Genomic DNA, 17,848 nt, shown 5'->3' with positions numbered 1-17,848 from the left:
TTCCGGTGCCTATCGGATCTCTCGGACGCTCCAAGTCCGGCCGTCACCGCGACGCTGCGGAAGAACCGCAGCAGCCGGAGACGTCGCACGACGAGGAGCTGACCTCATACCTGGCCGCCCTGGCCCCGGACGCGGACAACGAAACGACCGCGTCGGGCTTCGGCAGTGCGCAGGTGTACCAGCTGAGGCTGCAACTCATGGCCAACGAGCAGCTCAAGGAGCTCGCCGCCGAACGTCAGACCTCCCCGCAGGCTCTTGCCACGGAGTGGGTCATGCAGCGCCTGGAGTGGGAAGCGCGCCAGCGCGGCCACTAGGACCAGGCCTAGACCGAAGAAGGACCCTCTACCGAGCCCGGTAGAGGGTCCTTCTCACGTACGGCTTAGTGCGGCGTCTTGCTCAGAAACTCAGACCGCGCGGACGTTCTGGGCCTGCGGACCCTTGGTGCCCTGGCCGACCTCGAACTCCACTCGCTGGTTCTCCTCCAGGGTGCGGAAGCCCTGACCCTGGATCTCCGAGTAGTGGACGAAGACGTCAGCGCCGCCGTTGTCCTGGGCGATGAAGCCGAAGCCCTTTTCGGAGTTGAACCACTTGACAGTGCCCTGTGCCATGAACCTGCCTCCATCGCAGGAAAGCTTGGGGCTGCACTTTGCAACCCCGGCCGTCCCGGGGGCGTTCGGCAAACTCGCTGAGAGCGCACCGCACGCCCGCGTGTCGTTCCGCGAGCGTGTGAAGCACGAACACAGAAACCACGGCCTGCGCGGGTCAGCCTAACGTGTGATTGGTCATAGCACTACAGGTCATTACTGGCCAGTTGCGTGCCTCAATAGGCGCAAACCCGCTGGTCCAGGTGGGTGATCGCAATCGGCGAAGCAACGTGTTCCACCTCCGTGCGTCCTCTTCAGCATTGGACGAGGGGATCTTGGGGGAGCACGTGTTCAGGCCACTGGTTTTGGTTGCACTGCTGGGATTGACGGCGTGCAGCGCCGCGCCCGAGGGGGCGTCGACCGCACAGATCGAGCAGACGCAGGAGAAGGCGAAGGCCGCGCTGACGGTGACGCCGGCGTCGGGTGAGGGGATCAGCCCGGCCGGTCCGTTCGAGGTCGGCGTGACGGGTGGCGCGCTCACCGCGGTCGCGCTCACGAACGCCGAGGGCACTGCGGTGAAGGGGGAACTCACCGCCGGGCGCTGGGTCGCGACCGAGGACCTGGGCTACGACAAGCTCTACACGTGGTCGGGTTCGGCCAAGGGCGAGGACGGCGGCGAGGTGCCGGTCAGTGGCTCGTTCCGCACGGTCAAGCCCGCCAAGCTGACCAGCGCGAAGCTGAACGTCGGCGACCACCAGACGTACGGTGTCGCGATGCCGGTGAAGGTGACCTTCAGCGCGCCGGTGCAGGACAAGGCCTCCGTGCAGAAGGCCATGACCGTCAAGACGTCCGTGGCGACCGAGGGCGCGTGGGCCTGGCTGTCCGACACCGAGGCGCACTGGCGGCCGCGTGAGTACTGGAAGCCCAACACCGAGGTGCGACTGGACGTCGACGTCTACGGCGTCCCGTTCGGCGGTGGCGCGTACGGCAAGGCGGACATGCACGCGGAGTTCAAGATCGCGGACCGCGCGCTGGTGGCCAAGGCGAACACGCAGACCAAGCGGTTCGAGATCTACCGGGACGGCACGCTGCTGCACGACTTCCCCGCGTCCTACGGCAAGGAGAGCGTCCCGGGCCGGGTGAGCCGCTCCGGCATCCACGTGGTGCAGCAGAAGGAAGCGTCGCGGCTGATGACCAACCGGGCGTTCAACTACGAGAACATCCCGGTCACCTGGGCGGTGCTGATCTCCCAGAACGGCGAGTTCGTGCACGAGAACAACGGCACGATCGACAAGCAGGGCCGGGAGAACGTGTCGCACGGCTGCGCGAACCTGTCCGGTGACAACGCGAAGGTCTTCTACGACCTGACGATGGTGGGCGACCCGGTCGAGGTCACCGGTTCGACGATCCAGCTCGGCGCGACCGACCCGGCCGGCGTCGCTCCCGGCGACTTCTGGGAGTGGACGATCGACTGGGCGACCTGGACGTCGAAGTCGGCGGCGACGAACTAGGACTTCTCGGTGATGGTGGGTGGCTGCGGGATCTCGTACCCGGACGGACCGACGTTGCGTTCGAGGGCCCGCTTCCACTCCCCGCTCGAAATCATCTTCTCGATCGCGGAGTTCACCTCGTCCCGGGACTCGGTGTCGCCCTTGGGAACGCCGATCCCGTACCGCTCCTTGGAGAACGTCTTGCCGACGAGCTTGAGCAGTTCGGGGTTCTCCGCCGCGAACCCGGCGAGGATGACCTCGTCGGTCGTGACGGCGTCGACGTTGCCCGCCATGAGAGCGATTACGCAGTCGGAGTACTGGCCGTACTCGACGATCTGCACCTGCTGCGCGAAGTCCGTCTTCACCTTCTGCGCCGACGTGGAACCCTTGACCGAGCACAGCTTGCGGCCGTTCATGGTCTCCGGGCCCTGGATGGACTCCTCGGTGTAGCGCACCAGCATGCCCTGGCCCGTCTCGAAGTACGGGCCGGCGAACGCCACCTTCTCCTTGCGGGCGTCGGTGATCGAGTACGAGGCGATGATCAGGTCTGCCTCGCCGTTCTCCAGCATCGACTCGCGGGCGGCGCCGCGGGCCTCCTTGAACGTGATCCCGCTTTCCTTCACGCCCAACTCGCTCGCCACGTACTTGGCGACGTCGACGTCGAAGCCGACGTACCGGCCGTCGAGGCGCCGCTGGCTCAGGCCCGGCTGGTCGTAACGGATGCCGATGGTCAGCTTCCCGGAGTCGGCACGTCCGATGACTGTGCTGGTGTCACCGCTCCCACAGGCGGTGGCGAACACCGCTACGGCAGTCAGGAGCGCGGCACGACGGATCACGACAGGCCTTCCGGGGGTGTGGTGGATTCGTGCGCAATGCTACGGACCTGCGGCGATGATCGACTGTGATGTATGACATCTAGGGAAGGCGTGCTTTGTTCGGTGTCACATGCTTCCCGTGACGTTCGATCGCGTGCCTGAGATGGCCGGGCGGAGCCAGCCTCCTGATCTTGCCGGGGACCAAAAGGGCAGCTCGGCGCAGCATTTTCAGCCACAGGTCGGCACGTTCGTACGGTTCGCGGCCGTGTAGTTCGAGCGCCCAGTCGGGTAGCACCGAGTACGCCAGGTGGCCTACTACAACCCGGTACACGGGCAGTCCGTGCCGGACCCAACCTTGCACAGGTGGTCCGTGCAAGAAGTCGTAAATCACGTCCGATTCGTCCGTTCGGCGCAGGTTTGGACGCATCCGTTCGAGGTAGTCGAGCATTTCCCGGCGCGAACCCGGGACCTCGTCCTCGTGCAGACCGACGAGGGTGGCGGCGAAACGCTGCTCCGAGTAGTAGCGATCCTTCTGCCGATCGGTCAGTCCGTAGCCCGCGCGGGAGAGAACGGACTCGAAACAGAAGACCTCGGAGCAATGAACCCAAAGCAGTAGTTCGGGTTCGTCCACTCGGAACGTTCGGCCGTCAACGACACCGCGCAGACTCCGGTGCGTGGCCCTGACCCTGGCCGCCGCGGCCGCGATGTCCTCGTCGGTGCCGTAGACACCGAGGCCGACGAAGTCCGCCGTGCGTTTGAGCCGGCCGAGCGGGTCGGCCTGGAAGTTGGAGTTCTGCACCACGCCGGCAACAGCCTTGGGGTGCAACGCTTGCAGGTAGAGGCTCGCGATCCCGGCGATCCACATCGTCGGGTCCGCGTGCATCTGCCAGCTGACGGAGTTCGGATCTGGCATGCGGACATCGTCCCGCCTCGCCAGGATGAAGACCATGGACCTGGACCAGGCACGGGACGTGCTCCGCACTCAGCACCGCGCGGTCTTCTGCGCGATCAAGTCCGACGGCACGCCGGCCATGTCGCCGGTGCTCGTCGCGCTGGACGACAACGGGGACGTGCTCGTTTCCACGCGCGCCACCGCGTACAAGACGAAGCAGGTCCAACGTGATCCGCACGTCTCGTTGTGCGTGCTGCCGGACAGCTTCTTCGGCCGGTGGATCCAGCTCAACGGAACCGCGACGATCGTGCCGTTGCCCGACGCCATGGACCTGCTGGTCTCCTACTACCGAACGATCTCCGGCGAGCACCAGGACTGGAACGACTACCGGGCCGCGATGAAACGTGAACAGCGCGTGATCCTGCGGATTTCGCTCACCTCCGCCGGACCGGACAGGACCGGGTGAGCCTGTAACACCGTTAGCGGGGACAACGATTCCACGGGGACGGCGGCTACCGGGCAGGCGGAACCTGGGGAGCGGAAGCGATGGCAGGTGTCAGACGCCGCGGCTACTTCGCCGCGGCGGTTGCGGTGATGGGCGCTGCCCTGATCGCGGCCTTGTTCTCGGCACCCCCGGACAAGCCCGTGGACATCCGTCTCGTCGCCCCGCCGCCGCCACCGCCCGAGATCGTCATCGCGACCGCCACGACCACCGTCTCCGCCGTCGGGGTCCAGCGGCCGCCACCTCCGCCACCGCCCCCGCCGCCTCCTCCGGCCGCGGGTGAGGACCGGCCTCCGCCGCCGCCTCCCGGTCATCGGCCGCCACCGCCACCGCCGAAACCGGGCAGCAAGCCCCGGCCGAACCTCTACGACCTGTTGCGTTGTGACTCGAAGCTGTTCGGCGACGACTTCAAGCACTGCCTGAAGTGGCCGTTGGACGACGAGGAGTTCTGCGACTTCCTGGACGAGCTGGAGATCGAACCGGCCGACCTGCGGGGTCCCGAGGACGGCCGGTTCGATCACTTCGACCGGTTCGAACTGAACTGCGACGTCAAGCCTTGAGCGCGCGCAGCCTCGCGAGGTTCGCTTCCGCGAGCGACCCGAGCAGCTGCGCCTCGCCCAGGTAGTGGTCGTCGATCAACGCCTCCACCTCGGCGTCGTTCATCGCCGGCACGATCCGCGCGGCCATCCTGTTCATGTTGCGATAGCTGCCCTGCAACAGGAACGGCCGCTCGGACGGGTCGGCGGCGGACGCGATGTACGCCTGGTTGACCTTGAGCACGACCTCCTGGATCCGGCGCAGCTTCCGCACGACCGAGAGCAGCCGGTCGAGTTCGACCGTCTCGTGGTCGTGCCGGACGCTCTCGCCGTTCGCCAGGCGCACCAACGGTTCCACGTCGACACCGCCCAGCGTCGGGTTCGAGCCCGACGCGTTCTCCAGGTAGCTCAACGCGAACAGCTCGTCGCGCCCGGACAGCACGTCACCGAGGTTCCACACGTCCGCGCGGTTCGCGAGCATGTCCGGGACGCGGAACGCACGACCCGTCTCGGTGTACGGGTTGCCCGCCATCGACACCGCGAAGCGCTTGCCCCGCAGGTCGAACGTGCGCGGCTCGCCGTCCCAGACCCCCTCGATGCGGCGCTGGGCATCGCAGAGCGAGATGAACTTCTGCAGCAACTCCGGTGAGGTGTGCTGGATGTCGTCCAGGTGCAGCAGGACGTTGCTGCCCAGCGCGAACGCGAAGTTGATCCGCTCGACCTCCTGGCGCGCGGTGGCGTTCGGTGCCTCCGCCGGGTCGAGCGAGGTGACGCCGGTGCCCAGCGCCGGGCCGTTGACCTTGACGAACACCATGCCCAGGCGGTTCGCGACGTACTCCATCAGCGTCGTCTTGCCGTAGCCGGGCGGGGAGATCAGCATCAGCAGGCCCGTGCCGTCGTTGAGCTGCTTGCTGAGGTTGTCGCCGATCAACGGCAAGTAGACCTCGTTCAGCAACCTGTTGCGCACGAACGTGTTCAGCACCGCGGGTTTGTAGTCGTCGAGCCTGAGCCGGCGGCGTTCCTCGGCGAGCAGCTCGTCGCGCTTGCGTTGGTAGGCGCGGAAAGCCGGGACCTGGTCGGTGGTGAAGGCCCTCAGCCTGGTCAGGGTTTCGTCCAGGCGCAGGTCCATCGACTGGTTGTGCACGCGCGGGTGCGTGCCGAGCAGGCCCGTGACGGTCTCGGTCAGCGACGCGCTGGAGTCGTACCGGGGCAGGTCGGTGAGCAGGATCGCGACGACCTCGGGGAACTCCGGGCAGTCCTCGTCCTTGAGGAACGCGCTGAGCCACGCCTCGATGAGGTCGCGGTCGTGGAGTTCCTCGTGCACGACCGCGCGGAACCTGTCGATCACGGCTCGCGCTGCCTTGCTGGTGACGAATCCTCTTGGCTCGCAGGCGAGTTCTTCGAAGAGGTACTCGGCGGCGAGTTCGTTGAGCCCGAACTGCTTCGTCAGCTCCGGGATGCCGTGCGTGCCACCGAAGATCGTGCGTGCGCGGGCGAGCGACTCGGCTTTCCGTTGCCACACGGCACGTTGGGCTTCTTCTTGCCCGGCCCAGAAGAGCTGGGCTTCCGCACGGGCCTGCGGCGGGTACCTGAGCAGTCCGGCGCCCGCGTGAAGTCGTTGCAGGACAGCGAGGATCTTCTCGGCGTCGTGGTCGTGGACGCCCTTCTCGTAGCCCTCGTCGTAACGCTCCGCGGCGGCGTTCACGACGTCCGTGCGGCCCTCGGCGAGCAGGCTGCCGGCGAGGTGTTCCGCGCGGTAGACGGCGTCGGTCTCGGAGACCAGGAGCTGGTTCCAGAAGCCTTTGGTGGCGGCGAATCCGCTGTCGGTGACCTCGCTGCGGTAGTCGGTGCCGGTGACGGCGTAGTACAGCCTGCCGTCGCGCGGGACGAGGGTGAGGTTCATCGGCTCGGTCGTCACCGGGAAGCGATGACGACCGAGCACGATCGACGCGCCGTCGTACAGATCGGCCCGGTCCCGCAGCGCCCGGCCTCCCTCTTGCCGGGCATCGCGCAGACTCGCGTCGAGCTCGTCGGCCCGGACGTCACCGAGTTCCCGCAGCTGTTCGGCGACCGTGCGGACCTTGGCGACCATCGGGTCGCCCGCGAAGTACGTGTTGATCTCGTCCGTCGAGGTCAGCTTGCCGACGCGGCGACGGATCGTGCCGAGGACCCGTTCGGCCGACTGGACGAGCCGGTCGGCCTTGCGCGCCCGTTCGTCGAGCAGGGTCTGCTTGCGGGCGGAGAACGCCTCGTAGACGTCCGTGCGCTTGGCGCCGACCTGCGCGAGGAAGTCGTCGAACTCGCCGAACCGCGACTCCAGGTTCTCCAGCTGCAACAGCAGCCGGCCGAGCTGGTCGTCGCAGCGCTGCGGGGTGTCCGCGACCGACAGCGCGCCCGTGATCGCCTGGCTGAGCAGTGCGAACTCCGCGGCGAACTCGGCGCGGCCCTCGGCGTTGGCGAGCTGGGAGCGGCGACCGTCCACAGTGGCCCGTGCCCGGTTGACCGCGGCGAGCACCTCGCCGATGCTCGCGAGGATCTGGGTGCGGGTCGTGGTGTCGGCGGCGTCGAGGGTGCTGACGACCTCGGTCAGCACCTCCAAACCGCTCTGCTGCTGCGCCAGACGTTCACGCAACGGCTTCGCCTCGGCCGCGGTCTTGAGCTCTGCGGCCGCGATCTGCTCGATCTCCTCGTGGTACTGGGAGAACGCGCCCTCACCGCTGAGGAACGCGACGGCGCGGCGGGCCGACGCGCCGAGTTCCTCGACCAGTTCGGCTTCCCGCCGGTCGATCTCCCCTAGGTCGACGTACTTGAGGTCCTTCAACGTGATCAGGCGGCCCTGGGCGGACCTCAGGTCGGCGAGCAGGCGCACCCACTCGTCGGCGCTGCGCGGTGCGGCCGACCTCGCGAGCCTGATCAGCGACGCCAGCTTCTCGGCGGCCTCGTGGAGCTGCTGCGCGGCGTGCTCGGTGAGGGTGCGGACGGCCTCGAACTCGTCCAGCACCTGTTCGGCGGTGGCGCGGACGGCCAGGACGTCCTGCCTGAGCCCTAGTTCGTCGAGCCAGAACACGCCGTCGATCACCCTGGTGCACAGGGCGATCAGGCCCTCGAACACCGGCGCGGTCGGGGTCATCTCGGCGCTCATCCTGGTGATGGACAGGCAGTCCGAGATGCCGCGGACCAGTTCGGCGTTGCCGATGCGGGCGAGCGGCCCCGCCTGGTCGGGCAGGGTCTCGTCGGCCATGAACGGCGTGCGCCACACCTGCATCGGGTGCACGCGCACGGCGTCGGAGCTGGTCTCCCGGAAGACCACGAGCGTGCCGTCGGCGAAGAGCGAGTAGCCGTGGCAGGTGATCGGGGTGGCGACTTCCTTGCGGATCACGTTGTAGGGCAGCAGAAGACTGCGACCCTCGCGGCGGGCGTGGTAGACGAACAGCACGTCCTCGCCGTTCGCGGACTTGACGACCCGTTCGAACTCCAGCTCGTCGGTGTCGACGTCGAACGTCTTGTCCGCGCCCGTGACGAGGTAGTAGCCGCCGGGGAAGATGATCCCCTGGTCCTCGGGAAGTCGTTGGCAGGCCTGGCCGATGCCGTCGAGCCGCGTGACCTCCTTGGTGCGGGTGTTGAAGACCAGGTGCCGTGGCGTGGTCTCCTTGTACGGCAGGATCTTCAGCAGGATCAGCGGGCCGACGCGGGCGTAGTGGATCTCGGCGTCCGCGAGGCTCTGCAGCGGCTCGTCGACCGGTTCCTCGTAGACGCCCTGGCCGGACTCGGTGTTGTTCTCGATCTTGACGGTGAGCGTGCCGCCGACCGTCTCGACGAACACCTCGTTGTCGATCGCGATGTGCGGGTGGCGGCCGAGCACGTGCTGCTCGCGGGTCGTCTCGACCCACCTGAAGTCGTGCGAGGGCGGGAAGACGTGGTCGCGGTCGCCCCGGTTGTCGACGTAGGTGACCGTGCCGTCGACCTTGACGTCCCAGCGCAGGACGTGCAGGTCCTCGATCCGGACGCCCGTCTGGAACACCGCGAGCAGCCGTTGCTCGACGATGCGCAGCTGGAGCAGTCGCGTCTCGCGGTAGTACCGGTACAGCTCGGCGAAGTCGTTGAGGAACCTCGGGTCCTTCAGGAACTCCGCCTCGACCGCGGCGAAGTCCCTGCCGTGCGCCGCGAAGACGTCGCCGACCTTGGTCTCGGGCTTGAGGCCCATGAACACGTTGTAGCCGAACAACATCACGTCGCCGAGTGCCACGATGTCGCGCGGCACGCAGTTGTTCTCGGTGCGGATGCGTTCGGTGGCGGCGAGTTCGAGGGCCGTGCTGCCGAACGTCTCGACGCGCTGGTCGTTCAGCGCCTCGGTGCTGCGGGCGAGCTCGGCGGCCTGGTCGGCCAGCCGAGCCCGCAGCACCTCGTAAGTGCCGGCGTCCAGCCCAGAAGGGGTGGATGCCGTCATGCGTTCTGGCCGTTGTTCTTGGCCATCTGGGTCAGCGCGATCGCCGCGGCGAGGTTCTGCGCGTCACCGGTCGTGAACGAGCTGAGGATCTTGGTGAGGTCCTCCGGGAAGTTGCTGGTCCCGTCCATCCACTTGGCGCCCAACGCCTGCACGACGTCGGAGTTGCCGACGAACCCGTCGACCTGCTTGCCCGCGGTGATGGCGTTCGCGATCTTGTCGAAGAAGACCGTGTCGCCACCGATGATGTCGATGTCGGCCTTCTCCAGTCCGGCCGCGAGGACCATGGCCTGGGCCTCGGCGACCTGGCGCTGCACGTCGATGCCCTTGAGCCGGATCTCCTTCTCCGCCTCGAGCCGCAGTCGGTACTCCTCGTGCTCGCGGGTCGCGGTGTCGAGCGCGGCCATCGCCTCTGCCTTGTGCGACAAGCCTTCCGCCTCGCCCTTGAGGCGTTCCTTGATGCCCTCCGCGTCGGCGAGCGCCTTCTCGCGGTCGACCACGGCCTCGGCGCGACCGAGCGCCTCGGACGCGGCGGCGTCCCGTTCCTTGACCTGGGCCTCGGCCAGGCCCTTCGCGGCGGCCTCGGCCTGCGTGCCCTCGGCGAGCCGGATCTTGGCGCGGGCGTCGAGGTCGGCGGCCTGCTGGCGCGACTCGGCGAGCACGACGGCCTCGCGGGCCTTGTGCTGCGCGGCCTGTTCCGCAGCCTCGGCGGCCTTGATGTCCTTGACCAGCGACTCCTGCGCCTCGGCCTCGGCGCGGATCACGATCTGCTGGCGCTCGCGTTCGGCCTCCTCGACCGCACGCAGGCGCTTGATGTTCTCCTCCTGCTCGGCCACCGTCTTCTCGACGGCGACGCGCTCGCGCACCAGGTCGGCGATCGCGCGGCGCTCGTGCTCGAGCTCCTTGTCCTTCTCGATCATGCGCAGCGAGGTCTCGCGTTCGCGGGCGATGACCTCCAGCAGGCGGTCCTTCTCGATGCGCTCGGTCTCGACGGCGATCACGCGCTCGCGGTTCTTCTCGGCGACGGCGATCTCGCGGGCCTTGTTCTCGGTCTGGATGCCGAGCTGTTCCTCGGTGCGGATGAACGCGGTGTTGGCCTTGAGGCGTTCCTCGGCCTGCACCTTCTGCGTCTCGGCCTCCTGCTGCGCGCGGGCGGTCTCGATCTCGCGCTTCTGCTTGATCTCCGCGTCGGCCTGACGGCGTTCGAGCTCGAGGATGGCCTCACGCGCGCTGACGTTCTGGCGCGTGATCTCCTTCTCCTCGTTGCGGGTGAACTCGTTGGTCTTGACGTGCTCGATCGCGGTCAGCTCGGTGATCTTGCGGATGCCCTGCGCGTCCAGGATGTTCGCGGGGTCGAGCTGCTTGAGCGGCGTCTGCTCCAGGTAGTCGATGGCCGCGTCCTCGAGGCTGTAGCCGTTGAGGTCGGTGCCGATGACCTGGACGATCCGGTCGCGGAACTCGTCGCGGTGCGTGTAGAGGTCGACGAAGTCGAGCTGCTTGCCGACGGTCTTGAGCGCCTCGGAGAACTTGGCGTTGAACAGCTCCTGCAACGTCTGCTCGTGGCTCGCGCGCTCGGTGCCGATCGCCTGCGCGACCTTGATGACGTCCTCGACGGTCTTGTTGACCCGCACGAAGAACGTGATGCGGATGTCGGCGCGGATGTTGTCCTTGCAGATCAGGCCTTCGTTGCCGGCCCGGCGGATCTCGATGGTCTTCACCGAGATGTCCATCGTCTCGCAGCGGTGCAGCACCGGCAGCACGACGGTGCCGGTGAAGGTCACGTCGACCTTGCGCATCTTCGAGACGATCAGCGCCTTGCCCTGCTCGCACTTCTTGAAAAGTCTGCTCAGCGTGATCAACGCCAAGATCAGCACAACCGCGCACACGGCGATCATCACGATCAGCCCTGTCGAGATCGCTCCCATGTTCAGCCCCCTGTGGTGATGTCCACGACCCAGAAGAACTCGCCCTCGGCGTCGTAGTCGAAGATCAACGCGGTCTGTCCCGCCTTGAGGTCGGTGCTCTGCGCAGCCCTGACCTGAACGACCGCCGTACCGCCGTCGTCGGCGGTCACCTCGGCCTGCCCGTACTGCTCGGTGACCCTGGCCGTCCGCACGATCGCGGTGCGGCCGACGAAGTCGTTGCGGGACGCCGGTTTCTCCGGTCGCGTCCAGTTCCGGACCGGGATGAGAAGGATCCGCGTGACCAGCGCGCCGACCAGCAGCGCGCCCCCGAACACCGCGTACCTGAGCTTGCCCTCCGGCGTGTACACCGTGCCGACCAGCGCGGCGAACCACGTGAACACGATGAACACGGAGATGGAGATCGGCATCACGGGGGCGTCGAAGTCGAGCCCCACCAACGCCACGGTGAGCCAGTAAGCCAGCACTATGAGCAACAGGAAGCTGAACACGACAGTCGGAAACGCCAGTGCGGCAGCCAGGAACTCGGTCATCATCGCCCCCCTTCTCGTCATTTTGATGCGCGGGAGGCCGTTTTCGTTGCACTTCGCTGTAAATCAATCCGATCGCTGTCCGAATCGGACACCGCTGACCCATCCGGACCACGCGCCGTGCACCGGCTAGCCTCGGGTGTCGTGATCCCCGTAGTCGTGCTCGCCGGCTTCCTCGGTGCCGGCAAGACCACCCTGCTCAACCACCTGCTGCGCACGTCCGGCGGCACGCGGATCGGCGTGGTGGTGAACGACTTCGGCAAGATCAACATCGATGCGTTCTCGGTGTCGGCCCAGGTCGACTCGATGGTGTCGCTCTCGAACGGCTGCCTGTGCTGCGCGGTCGACGGCTCCGAGCTGGAGGAGATGCTCGCGAAGCTGGCGTCCGCCGAGCTGGACGTGATCGTGATCGAGGCGTCCGGCCTGGCCGAGCCCGCGGCGATGGTGCGGATGGTCGCGGCCGCTTCCGGGGTGTCGTACGGCGGGCTGATCTACGTGGCCGACGCGGTGGAGCTCTCGGCCGTGCCGCACCTGGAGCGCGATCTGGCGATGGCCGACCTGGTGGTGCTGAACAAGGTCGACCGGGTTTCCGCTTTGCCTGCTTTGCCCTGTTCGGTGCCGGTGCTGCCCGTGTCTTTCGGGCAGATCGACCCGGCGCTGCTGTTCGAGGTGCGGCCGCCCGACCTCGGGCCGCGGCAGCTGTCGTTCGACGACCTGGACGACCACTCGACGCACGCGCACGCCTCGTACGACAGCGTGTCCTTCGAGTGCGACGAACCGTTGCACCCCAAGCTGTTCATGGACTTCCTGGCGGCGCGGCCGGAGGGGTTGTTCCGCACCAAGGGTTTCGTCCGGTTCCCGCTCGGCACGTTCATGCTGCAGACCGTCGGCGCCTACGTGTCGTTCACGCCGGTCGACGACAACGCCCCGACTCAGCTGGTGCTGATCGGGGCGGGCATCGACGCGGAGGCGTTGACGGACTGGCTGCTGGCGTGCGTGGCGGACGGACCGGTCACCGAGCAGGAGATGCTCTGGGTGCTCCGGTACGCCCGCTGACGCCTGCTCCTACTTCTTGCAGAGCGCGGTGTCGATCACGTCGAACATCTGCTGGAACTTCCTGGCCGGGTCGTCGCCGAACGTGCCGGGCAGCGCGGTGAGCGTGACCGCCGCGTGGTTGCCGCCGTCCGTCGCGCCGCCGAACGAGCCCCAGCCGTGGATCGACCCGCCGTGGCCCCACCAGACCCCACCGCAGCTGAGCTTCGTGCTTTCGATGCCGAGGCCGTAGGCGCTCTTCTCGTCGACGGTGATCGTCTTGCGCATCTCGTCGAGCTGCGGCTTGGCGAGGATCTTGCCGTCGAGCAGTCGCTGGAAGAACCTGGCGACGTCCTGCGGTGTGGAGACCATCGCGCCGGACGCCCAAGCCTGCGAGGTGTCGAGCTCGGTCGCATCGACCACAGTGGACTTCGGGTCCAGCAGGTCGCTCAGCGCGTACGCCCTGGCGTGCTTGCCGCGGAGGCGTTGCTCGCCCTGGTTCGGCCAGTAGGTGTCCTTGAGGCCCGCCTTGGTGATGACCTTGCCGAGGGCCTCGCCGACCGGGCGTCCGGTGACCTTCTGGATCAGCAGTCCGGCGACGACGTAGTTGGTGTTGCTGTACTCGTACCTCTCACCGGGCTGGAAGGCAGGCGACTGGCTCAGCGCGACGTCGAGCAGGTCGTGCGGGGCGAAGTACCTGTCCCGGACGTCCGCGATCTTCGGGACGCCGATCTGCATCACGTAGTCCGGCAGGCCGCTGGTGTGCTGCAGGACCTGCCGGACGGTGATCCGGCTGTCCTTGATCTGCGGCACGTACCGGTTGACCGGCCCGTCCAGCTCGACCTTCTTCTCCGCGGTGAGCTGGAGCGTCGCCACCGCCACGAACGACTTGGTGATGCTGCCGATCCGCACCTGCCCGTTGACCGGCGCCTTGCCCCGCGCCTCGTTGCGCCCGTTGACGTGCGCCTCGACACCCGGCGTGCCTTGGGCGACGATCTGGTCGAGTTGCTGGGGCACGAGCAGTGCGAGCGCGGTGACCGCCGCGACCGCGATCACCTGGCACCGCACAGAGCAGTGTCCACAGTGGCCAGAACGGCGTCGTGAGCCTTCGACGCTTCCTCAGGCGTGTCCTGGAAGGTGCCCGGCAACGCAGTCACCGCAACGGAGAACGCCCGCCCGTTCGGCGCGACACCACCGCGCGTCTCGTACCCGTGGATGTCGCCGCCGTGCCCCCAGTACCGGCCACCGCAGGTGAGCGGCGTGCTGGCGATGCCCAGCCCGTACTCCGCGCCGGCCCACATCTCGCCCTTGGTCTCGACGGTCTTCTGCATCTCTTTCAGCTGCGCCTGCGGAACCAGCTTCCCGTTCAGCAGCGCGCTGTAGAAGGTGTTGAGGTCCTTGGTGGTGGAGATGATCTGGCCCGCCGCCCACCCCCACGACGGGTCGAGCTCGGTGACGTCCTCGATGCCGTTGCCGGTCTTCGAGTACCCCTGCGGGTGCTTGCCGCGGATGCCTTCCTCACCGACGCCCGGCCAGTAGGTGTCCTTGAGCTTGATCTTCTGCACGATGCGCTTGTCGACGTTCTCGGCGACGGGCCGTCCGGTGACCTTCTGGATCAGCAGACCGAGCAGCACGTAGTTCGTGTTGCTGTACTTGAACTTCTCGCCGGGCTCACCGGTCTTGGGGTGCGCGTTGCCGATGTCGAGCAGCTCGCGCGGCTCGTAGTACCGGTGCCGCTGCTCTTCGAACTTGTCGAGCCCCATGTAGTTCGTGTAGTTGGCCAGCCCGCTGGTGTGGTTCAGCAACTGCCGCACGGTGATCCGGCCGTCCTGCACCGCGTTCGGCAGGTAGTGGTTGATCGGCTTGTCCAGCTCGACCTCGCCCTCAGCCACCAACTGCATGACCACGGTGGCCACGAACGCCTTGGTGTTGGACCCGGCCCGCACCTGCCCGTTCCTGGGCACCGGCACGTTCTTGCCCCGCACGGCCGTCCCCGACGTGTAGGCCGTGCTCGCGCCGTTCTGCGTGGTGGTGCCAAGCGCCGCGGGGAACTTGTGCTCCTTCGTCAGCCCGTCGAGCCTGCCCTGGAGCCCGCTGGGTGGCGCGGCCAAAGCCGTTCCGCTGAACAACATGGCCGCCGCCAACACGCCTACCAGCGTCTTCTTCATCCTGTGCCTCCCCTTGCCGTGGTGAGGACCAGGTTTCCGGTTCCGGGTGCCCTGCCGCAGTCACGCACGCTTCCGTTCCGGAGGTGGAGCAGGCTCTACCTCAGTACCTGACGTCGCTCTGCAGCAGCGGCGGGTAGACGCCCGAGGGCTCGCCGTCCACCGTCGTGCCGGCGAACTGCAACATGGCCCGCAACTCCCCGTGCAGCTGCGACGGGTAGTTCAACTCGGGCTGCGAAACCACGTCGAGCTCTTTCAGCTGCTCTTCCGTGAGCACGACCTCTTCGAGGTTGCTCTCCAGGTGCTCCACCTTCCGCGCGCCGATGATCGGCACCACGGTCCCCTCCCGCTGCCGCAGCCAGGCCAACGACACCGCGGCCGGGGTAGTGCCGGTCTCGTCAGCGATCTTCGTGACCACGTCGATGACCTCGAACTCCTCGTCCGTGGGCCCGCCCACGAACTTGGTCCGCTCCGAGTCTTTTACCTGCACGTTCCTCCGGTACTTGCCACTGAGGAACCCGTTCTTGAGCGGACTCCAAGGCACCAGCGCCAGCCCGAAGTCCCTGCTCATGGGACCGATCTCACCCTCGACGGTCCGCGCGAGCAACGAGTACTCCACCTGCAACGCCACCAGCGGCGTCCACCCCCTGAGCAGGGCCATCGTCTGAGCCTGCGCCGTGACCCAGGCAGGCACGTTGGAGAACCCGACGTACCCGACCTTGCCCGATCCCACCAGATCGTCCAGGGCTCGCATGGTCTCCTCGACAGGCGTGCTCCGATCCCAGTTGTGCAGCCAGTAGAGGTCGAGGTAGTCGGTGTTGAGCCGCCTGAGCGTCTCCTCCAACTGTCGGCGAACCGACGTCCGCCCCGCCCCACCACCGTTGGGATCGCCGGGGTGCATGTTGAAGAAGAACTTGGACGCCAACACCACCCGCTCCCGGTTGCCACTGCTCCGGAAGAAGTCGCCGAGGATCTTCTCCGAGTGGCCGTTGGTGTAGAAGTTGGCGGTGTCGATGAAGTTCCCACCCCGGTCCAGATAGGTCCGGAGGATCTTCTCGGACTCCTCGACGCTGGACCCGGCGGCCCCGGGGTCCTCGCCGAAAGTCATCGCACCGAGGGCGAACGGGCTGACGCGGAGGCCGGAGCGGCCCAGGGTCACGTAGTGGTCGAGCGGCATCTTGCTGGCCCCTTCCAAGTTCGTCTTCTGACACCTCCAATTCCAGCCGTTGCGGCTGCGTGGGGGTACGACGATCCCGTCGGGCTCTTGCCTGATCCTCCTTGCGGGTGGTTTCGGGGTCCGTCAACGGTGAGGTTGGGAACCCGGAGGACATGCGGGTGGGGAGATCGGTAGGCTGTCCCGGCGAGGGCTGCTAGCTCAATTGGCAGAGCAGGAGACTTTTAATCTTCGGGTTCAGGGTTCGAGTCCCTGGCGGCCCACCAAACCCCCAGGTCACAGGCCTGGGGGTTTCGCATTTCAAGATCGCTGGCACACCTTTGGCACGCTTTACCCCTCTGACTCTCAAGCTGCGGCATCGGGCGGACCGTCCTGGACCTGGTCCTCGTCACCCTCGTCAGCGTCTCGTTTCGGCGTGCCGAACGCGCTCTCAAGAGCATCAGCCGTGCGCTTGTCGACCACCTTGCGGGCGAAGTAGACGTCCTGCGTCATCGAAGGCCGGGCGTGGCCGAGCTGGTCCGCGACCAGGCGCGCCGAAAGGCCGGCCTCATCGAGGATGGTCGCCGCCGTCTTCCGGAAGACGTGCGAGGTGACCCATGCGAACTCTTCCCCGCCGCGAGCCTTGCGGAGGTCCCTCCGAACGTTGGAGGGGTCACGCAGGCCGCCGAGGCTGCTCGGGAAGACCGGCCCGTCCGGGAAGAGCGTCACCGCACGACGCCGCTTCAACATGTCCAGCGCCCACCGAGGCAGCGGAAGCGTCCGTTCTCCAGCCTCCGTCTTCGTGGACTTCCGGATCAGCCCGATGCCCTTTGCCCTGATCACGGTGTAGTTCACCGCGACCGTGCCTGCCTCGAAGTCGACGTCCTCCCAGTAGACGGCCAGCGCCTCACCAATCCGGACACCGGTAGCCATCATGAAGCGCGACAGATCAGGAAGGTCCCACTTCACGGCCTGTTCGTCCGACTCCAGCATTTCGAGCCACAAGAGCCGTTCTTCCAGCGTGAGCGCCCTCGGACTCTTCTTGCGCCCAGCCTCCAGCCGATCCGTCTCGCGAACCGGGTTGGTGTCGAGCGCCTTGTCCCTGACCGCGATCCTCAGCGCCCCGGAGAGCACCGACCGTGCCGTCTTGGCGGTGTCGACGCTGACCGATCGCCACAGCGCCTGGAGGAACGCGTCGATCCGCGCCACGGTCATCTCACGAATCCGCAGCTCACCAAGGCCAGGCAGCACGTGACGATCAAGAATGCTCCGGTAGGTGTCGACGCTGCCAGGTGACCGCTTGCCGGCATCGGCGAGCGCCTGGAACTTGCCGAACCACAGAGCCGCTGCCTCCTTGAACCGGCTGTCAGGCGTCAGCCCATCACCGGCAGGTGCCCTCCTCTCAGCCAACGCCCTCTTGAGGTTCCTCTCCGCCTCCGTCTTGGTCTTCCCGCGCCGCTGCACCGGCCGTGTCTGGCCGTCGTAGTCGCGATAGTTCGTCTGAGCACGCCAGCCCTTTGCCTCCTGGTAGCAACGAATCGCCCCGTACGTGCCGATGTCGAGAGGTGGCCGTCCCATCAGGCAGCCTCCTCAAGCAGGTGCTCGAACCAGCTCCGAACCTCGGACGGCAGGTACCGCAGGTGCTTCCCCAAGCGCCGTGCGGGCGGGCCGTAGTTCTTCGTGCGCCAGCCGTAGAGCGTGTGGACCGGGACGTTCAGGTAGGCCGAAACGTCACTGACTGTCCACAGTGGCTCAAACTCGCGTGCTTCCATGATGTTTCTCC

The 17,848-nt window shown here is 67.0% G+C and carries 16 protein-coding genes and 1 tRNA gene; 6 read left to right on the top strand and 11 right to left on the bottom strand.

What is annotated here, in order from left to right; genetic code table 11:
- The first annotated feature begins 5 nt into the window (after positions 1–5).
- Positions 6–314, top strand: coding sequence for a hypothetical protein (locus JNUCC0626_RS35530; protein ID WP_394615099.1), 309 nt, complete (start codon positions 6–8; stop codon positions 312–314).
- Between the two features lie 90 nt (positions 315–404).
- On the opposite strand, the gene JNUCC0626_RS35525 is transcribed toward JNUCC0626_RS35530, so the two are convergent.
- Positions 405–608 (bottom strand): cold-shock protein, encoded by a 204-nt coding sequence (locus tag JNUCC0626_RS35525; protein ID WP_030477903.1) that lies wholly within the window; start codon positions 606–608, stop codon positions 405–407.
- 359 nt (positions 609–967) lie between these two features.
- Here JNUCC0626_RS35525 and JNUCC0626_RS35520 point away from each other — a divergent pair, with 359 nt between their 5' ends.
- Complete coding sequence (locus JNUCC0626_RS35520; protein WP_394615098.1) at positions 968–2,095, top strand: L,D-transpeptidase; 1,128 nt, start codon at positions 968–970, stop codon at positions 2,093–2,095.
- Here JNUCC0626_RS35520 and JNUCC0626_RS35515 read toward each other — a convergent pair.
- Both JNUCC0626_RS35515 and JNUCC0626_RS35510 read right to left on the bottom strand, forming a co-directional pair.
- Positions 2,092–2,907 (bottom strand): glutamate ABC transporter substrate-binding protein, encoded by an 816-nt coding sequence (locus JNUCC0626_RS35515; protein ID WP_394622176.1) that lies wholly within the window; start codon positions 2,905–2,907, stop codon positions 2,092–2,094. The genes JNUCC0626_RS35520 and JNUCC0626_RS35515 overlap by 4 nt on opposite strands.
- A gap of 82 nt (positions 2,908–2,989) precedes the next feature.
- Entirely contained in the window at positions 2,990–3,802 is an 813-nt protein-coding gene (locus tag JNUCC0626_RS35510; RefSeq protein WP_394615097.1) for an oxygenase MpaB family protein, read from the bottom strand.
- On the opposite strand from JNUCC0626_RS35510, the gene JNUCC0626_RS35505 reads away from it, so the two are divergent.
- On the top strand, positions 3,801–4,247 hold the full coding sequence (locus JNUCC0626_RS35505; protein WP_394615096.1) for a PPOX class F420-dependent oxidoreductase: 447 nt from the start codon (positions 3,801–3,803) through the stop codon (positions 4,245–4,247). The genes JNUCC0626_RS35510 and JNUCC0626_RS35505 overlap by 2 nt on opposite strands.
- Before the next feature lie 80 nt (positions 4,248–4,327).
- Positions 4,328–4,843 carry a hypothetical protein gene (locus tag JNUCC0626_RS35500; RefSeq protein WP_394615095.1) on the top strand — a complete coding sequence of 172 codons (516 nt, stop codon included), beginning with the start codon at positions 4,328–4,330 and terminating at the stop codon, positions 4,841–4,843.
- On the opposite strand, the gene JNUCC0626_RS35495 is transcribed toward JNUCC0626_RS35500, so the two are convergent.
- Genes JNUCC0626_RS35495 through JNUCC0626_RS35485 form a run of 3 tightly spaced genes read right to left on the bottom strand, consistent with a single transcriptional unit; the run spans position 4,833 to position 11,721 of the window.
- On the bottom strand, positions 4,833–9,266 hold the full coding sequence (locus JNUCC0626_RS35495; protein ID WP_394615094.1) for a DNA repair ATPase: 4,434 nt from the start codon (positions 9,264–9,266) through the stop codon (positions 4,833–4,835). The genes JNUCC0626_RS35500 and JNUCC0626_RS35495 overlap by 11 nt on opposite strands.
- Complete coding sequence (locus JNUCC0626_RS35490; protein WP_394615093.1) at positions 9,263–11,188, bottom strand: flotillin family protein; 1,926 nt, start codon at positions 11,186–11,188, stop codon at positions 9,263–9,265. Before JNUCC0626_RS35490 ends, JNUCC0626_RS35495 begins: the two co-directional genes overlap by 4 nt.
- 2 nt (positions 11,189–11,190) lie before the next feature.
- On the bottom strand, positions 11,191–11,721 hold the full coding sequence (locus tag JNUCC0626_RS35485; RefSeq protein WP_394615092.1) for a hypothetical protein: 531 nt from the start codon (positions 11,719–11,721) through the stop codon (positions 11,191–11,193).
- Between the two features lie 138 nt (positions 11,722–11,859).
- Here JNUCC0626_RS35485 and JNUCC0626_RS35480 point away from each other — a divergent pair, with 138 nt between their 5' ends.
- Entirely contained in the window at positions 11,860–12,771 is a 912-nt protein-coding gene (locus JNUCC0626_RS35480; protein WP_394615091.1) for a CobW family GTP-binding protein, read from the top strand.
- Between the two features lie 9 nt (positions 12,772–12,780).
- On the opposite strand, the gene JNUCC0626_RS35475 is transcribed toward JNUCC0626_RS35480, so the two are convergent.
- The 3 genes from JNUCC0626_RS35475 to JNUCC0626_RS35465 form a co-directional block, all read right to left on the bottom strand.
- Positions 12,781–13,803 (bottom strand): serine hydrolase domain-containing protein, encoded by a 1,023-nt coding sequence (locus tag JNUCC0626_RS35475; protein WP_394615090.1) that lies wholly within the window; start codon positions 13,801–13,803, stop codon positions 12,781–12,783.
- Positions 13,800–14,915: a serine hydrolase domain-containing protein gene (locus tag JNUCC0626_RS35470; protein WP_394615089.1), complete on the bottom strand. Its 1,116-nt coding sequence runs from the start codon at positions 14,913–14,915 to the stop codon at positions 13,800–13,802. Before JNUCC0626_RS35470 ends, JNUCC0626_RS35475 begins: the two co-directional genes overlap by 4 nt.
- A gap of 100 nt (positions 14,916–15,015) precedes the next feature.
- Positions 15,016–16,089 (bottom strand): aldo/keto reductase, encoded by a 1,074-nt coding sequence (locus JNUCC0626_RS35465; protein WP_394615088.1) that lies wholly within the window; start codon positions 16,087–16,089, stop codon positions 15,016–15,018.
- A 187-nt stretch (positions 16,090–16,276) separates the two neighbouring features.
- Here JNUCC0626_RS35465 and JNUCC0626_RS35460 point away from each other — a divergent pair.
- Positions 16,277–16,352 (top strand) — tRNA-Lys (locus JNUCC0626_RS35460).
- A gap of 79 nt (positions 16,353–16,431) precedes the next feature.
- Here the strand turns inward: JNUCC0626_RS35460 and JNUCC0626_RS35455 are convergent.
- Together JNUCC0626_RS35455 and JNUCC0626_RS35450 are read right to left on the bottom strand one after the other, a co-directional pair.
- A complete protein-coding gene (locus tag JNUCC0626_RS35455; protein ID WP_394615087.1) occupies positions 16,432–17,643 on the bottom strand; it encodes a tyrosine-type recombinase/integrase in 1,212 nt (403 codons plus the stop codon).
- Positions 17,643–17,837, bottom strand: coding sequence for a helix-turn-helix domain-containing protein (locus tag JNUCC0626_RS35450; protein WP_394615086.1), 195 nt, complete (start codon positions 17,835–17,837; stop codon positions 17,643–17,645). The genes JNUCC0626_RS35455 and JNUCC0626_RS35450 overlap by 1 nt, the downstream gene beginning before the upstream one ends.
- Between the last annotated feature and the right edge of the window lie 11 nt (positions 17,838–17,848).

Source organism: Lentzea sp. JNUCC 0626 (assembly GCF_043632865.1).
Classification (GTDB): Bacteria; Actinomycetota; Actinomycetes; order Mycobacteriales; family Pseudonocardiaceae; genus Lentzea.
Note: the sequence above shows the minus strand (reverse complement) of the source record. Positions and strands in the feature narration are given on the sequence as shown.

What these genes read in the sequence shown, in the direction of transcription:
- JNUCC0626_RS35525 (WP_030477903.1), bottom strand. Translation starts at nt 608, where the DNA reads ATGGCACAGGGCACTGTCAAGTGGTTCAACTCCGAAAAGGGCTTCGGC.
- JNUCC0626_RS35505 (WP_394615096.1), top strand. Translation starts at nt 3,801, where the DNA reads ATGCGGACATCGTCCCGCCTCGCCAGGATGAAGACCATGGACCTGGAC.
- JNUCC0626_RS35510 (WP_394615097.1), bottom strand. Translation starts at nt 3,802, where the DNA reads ATGCCAGATCCGAACTCCGTCAGCTGGCAGATGCACGCGGACCCGACG.
- JNUCC0626_RS35500 (WP_394615095.1), top strand. Translation starts at nt 4,328, where the DNA reads ATGGCAGGTGTCAGACGCCGCGGCTACTTCGCCGCGGCGGTTGCGGTG.
- JNUCC0626_RS35495 (WP_394615094.1), bottom strand. Translation starts at nt 9,266, where the DNA reads ATGACGGCATCCACCCCTTCTGGGCTGGACGCCGGCACTTACGAGGTG.
- JNUCC0626_RS35490 (WP_394615093.1), bottom strand. Translation starts at nt 11,188, where the DNA reads ATGGGAGCGATCTCGACAGGGCTGATCGTGATGATCGCCGTGTGCGCG.
- JNUCC0626_RS35485 (WP_394615092.1), bottom strand. Translation starts at nt 11,721, where the DNA reads ATGATGACCGAGTTCCTGGCTGCCGCACTGGCGTTTCCGACTGTCGTG.
- JNUCC0626_RS35470 (WP_394615089.1), bottom strand. Translation starts at nt 14,915, where the DNA reads ATGAAGAAGACGCTGGTAGGCGTGTTGGCGGCGGCCATGTTGTTCAGC.
- JNUCC0626_RS35465 (WP_394615088.1), bottom strand. Translation starts at nt 16,089, where the DNA reads ATGCCGCTCGACCACTACGTGACCCTGGGCCGCTCCGGCCTCCGCGTC.
- JNUCC0626_RS35455 (WP_394615087.1), bottom strand. Translation starts at nt 17,643, where the DNA reads ATGGGACGGCCACCTCTCGACATCGGCACGTACGGGGCGATTCGTTGC.
- JNUCC0626_RS35450 (WP_394615086.1), bottom strand. Translation starts at nt 17,837, where the DNA reads ATGGAAGCACGCGAGTTTGAGCCACTGTGGACAGTCAGTGACGTTTCG.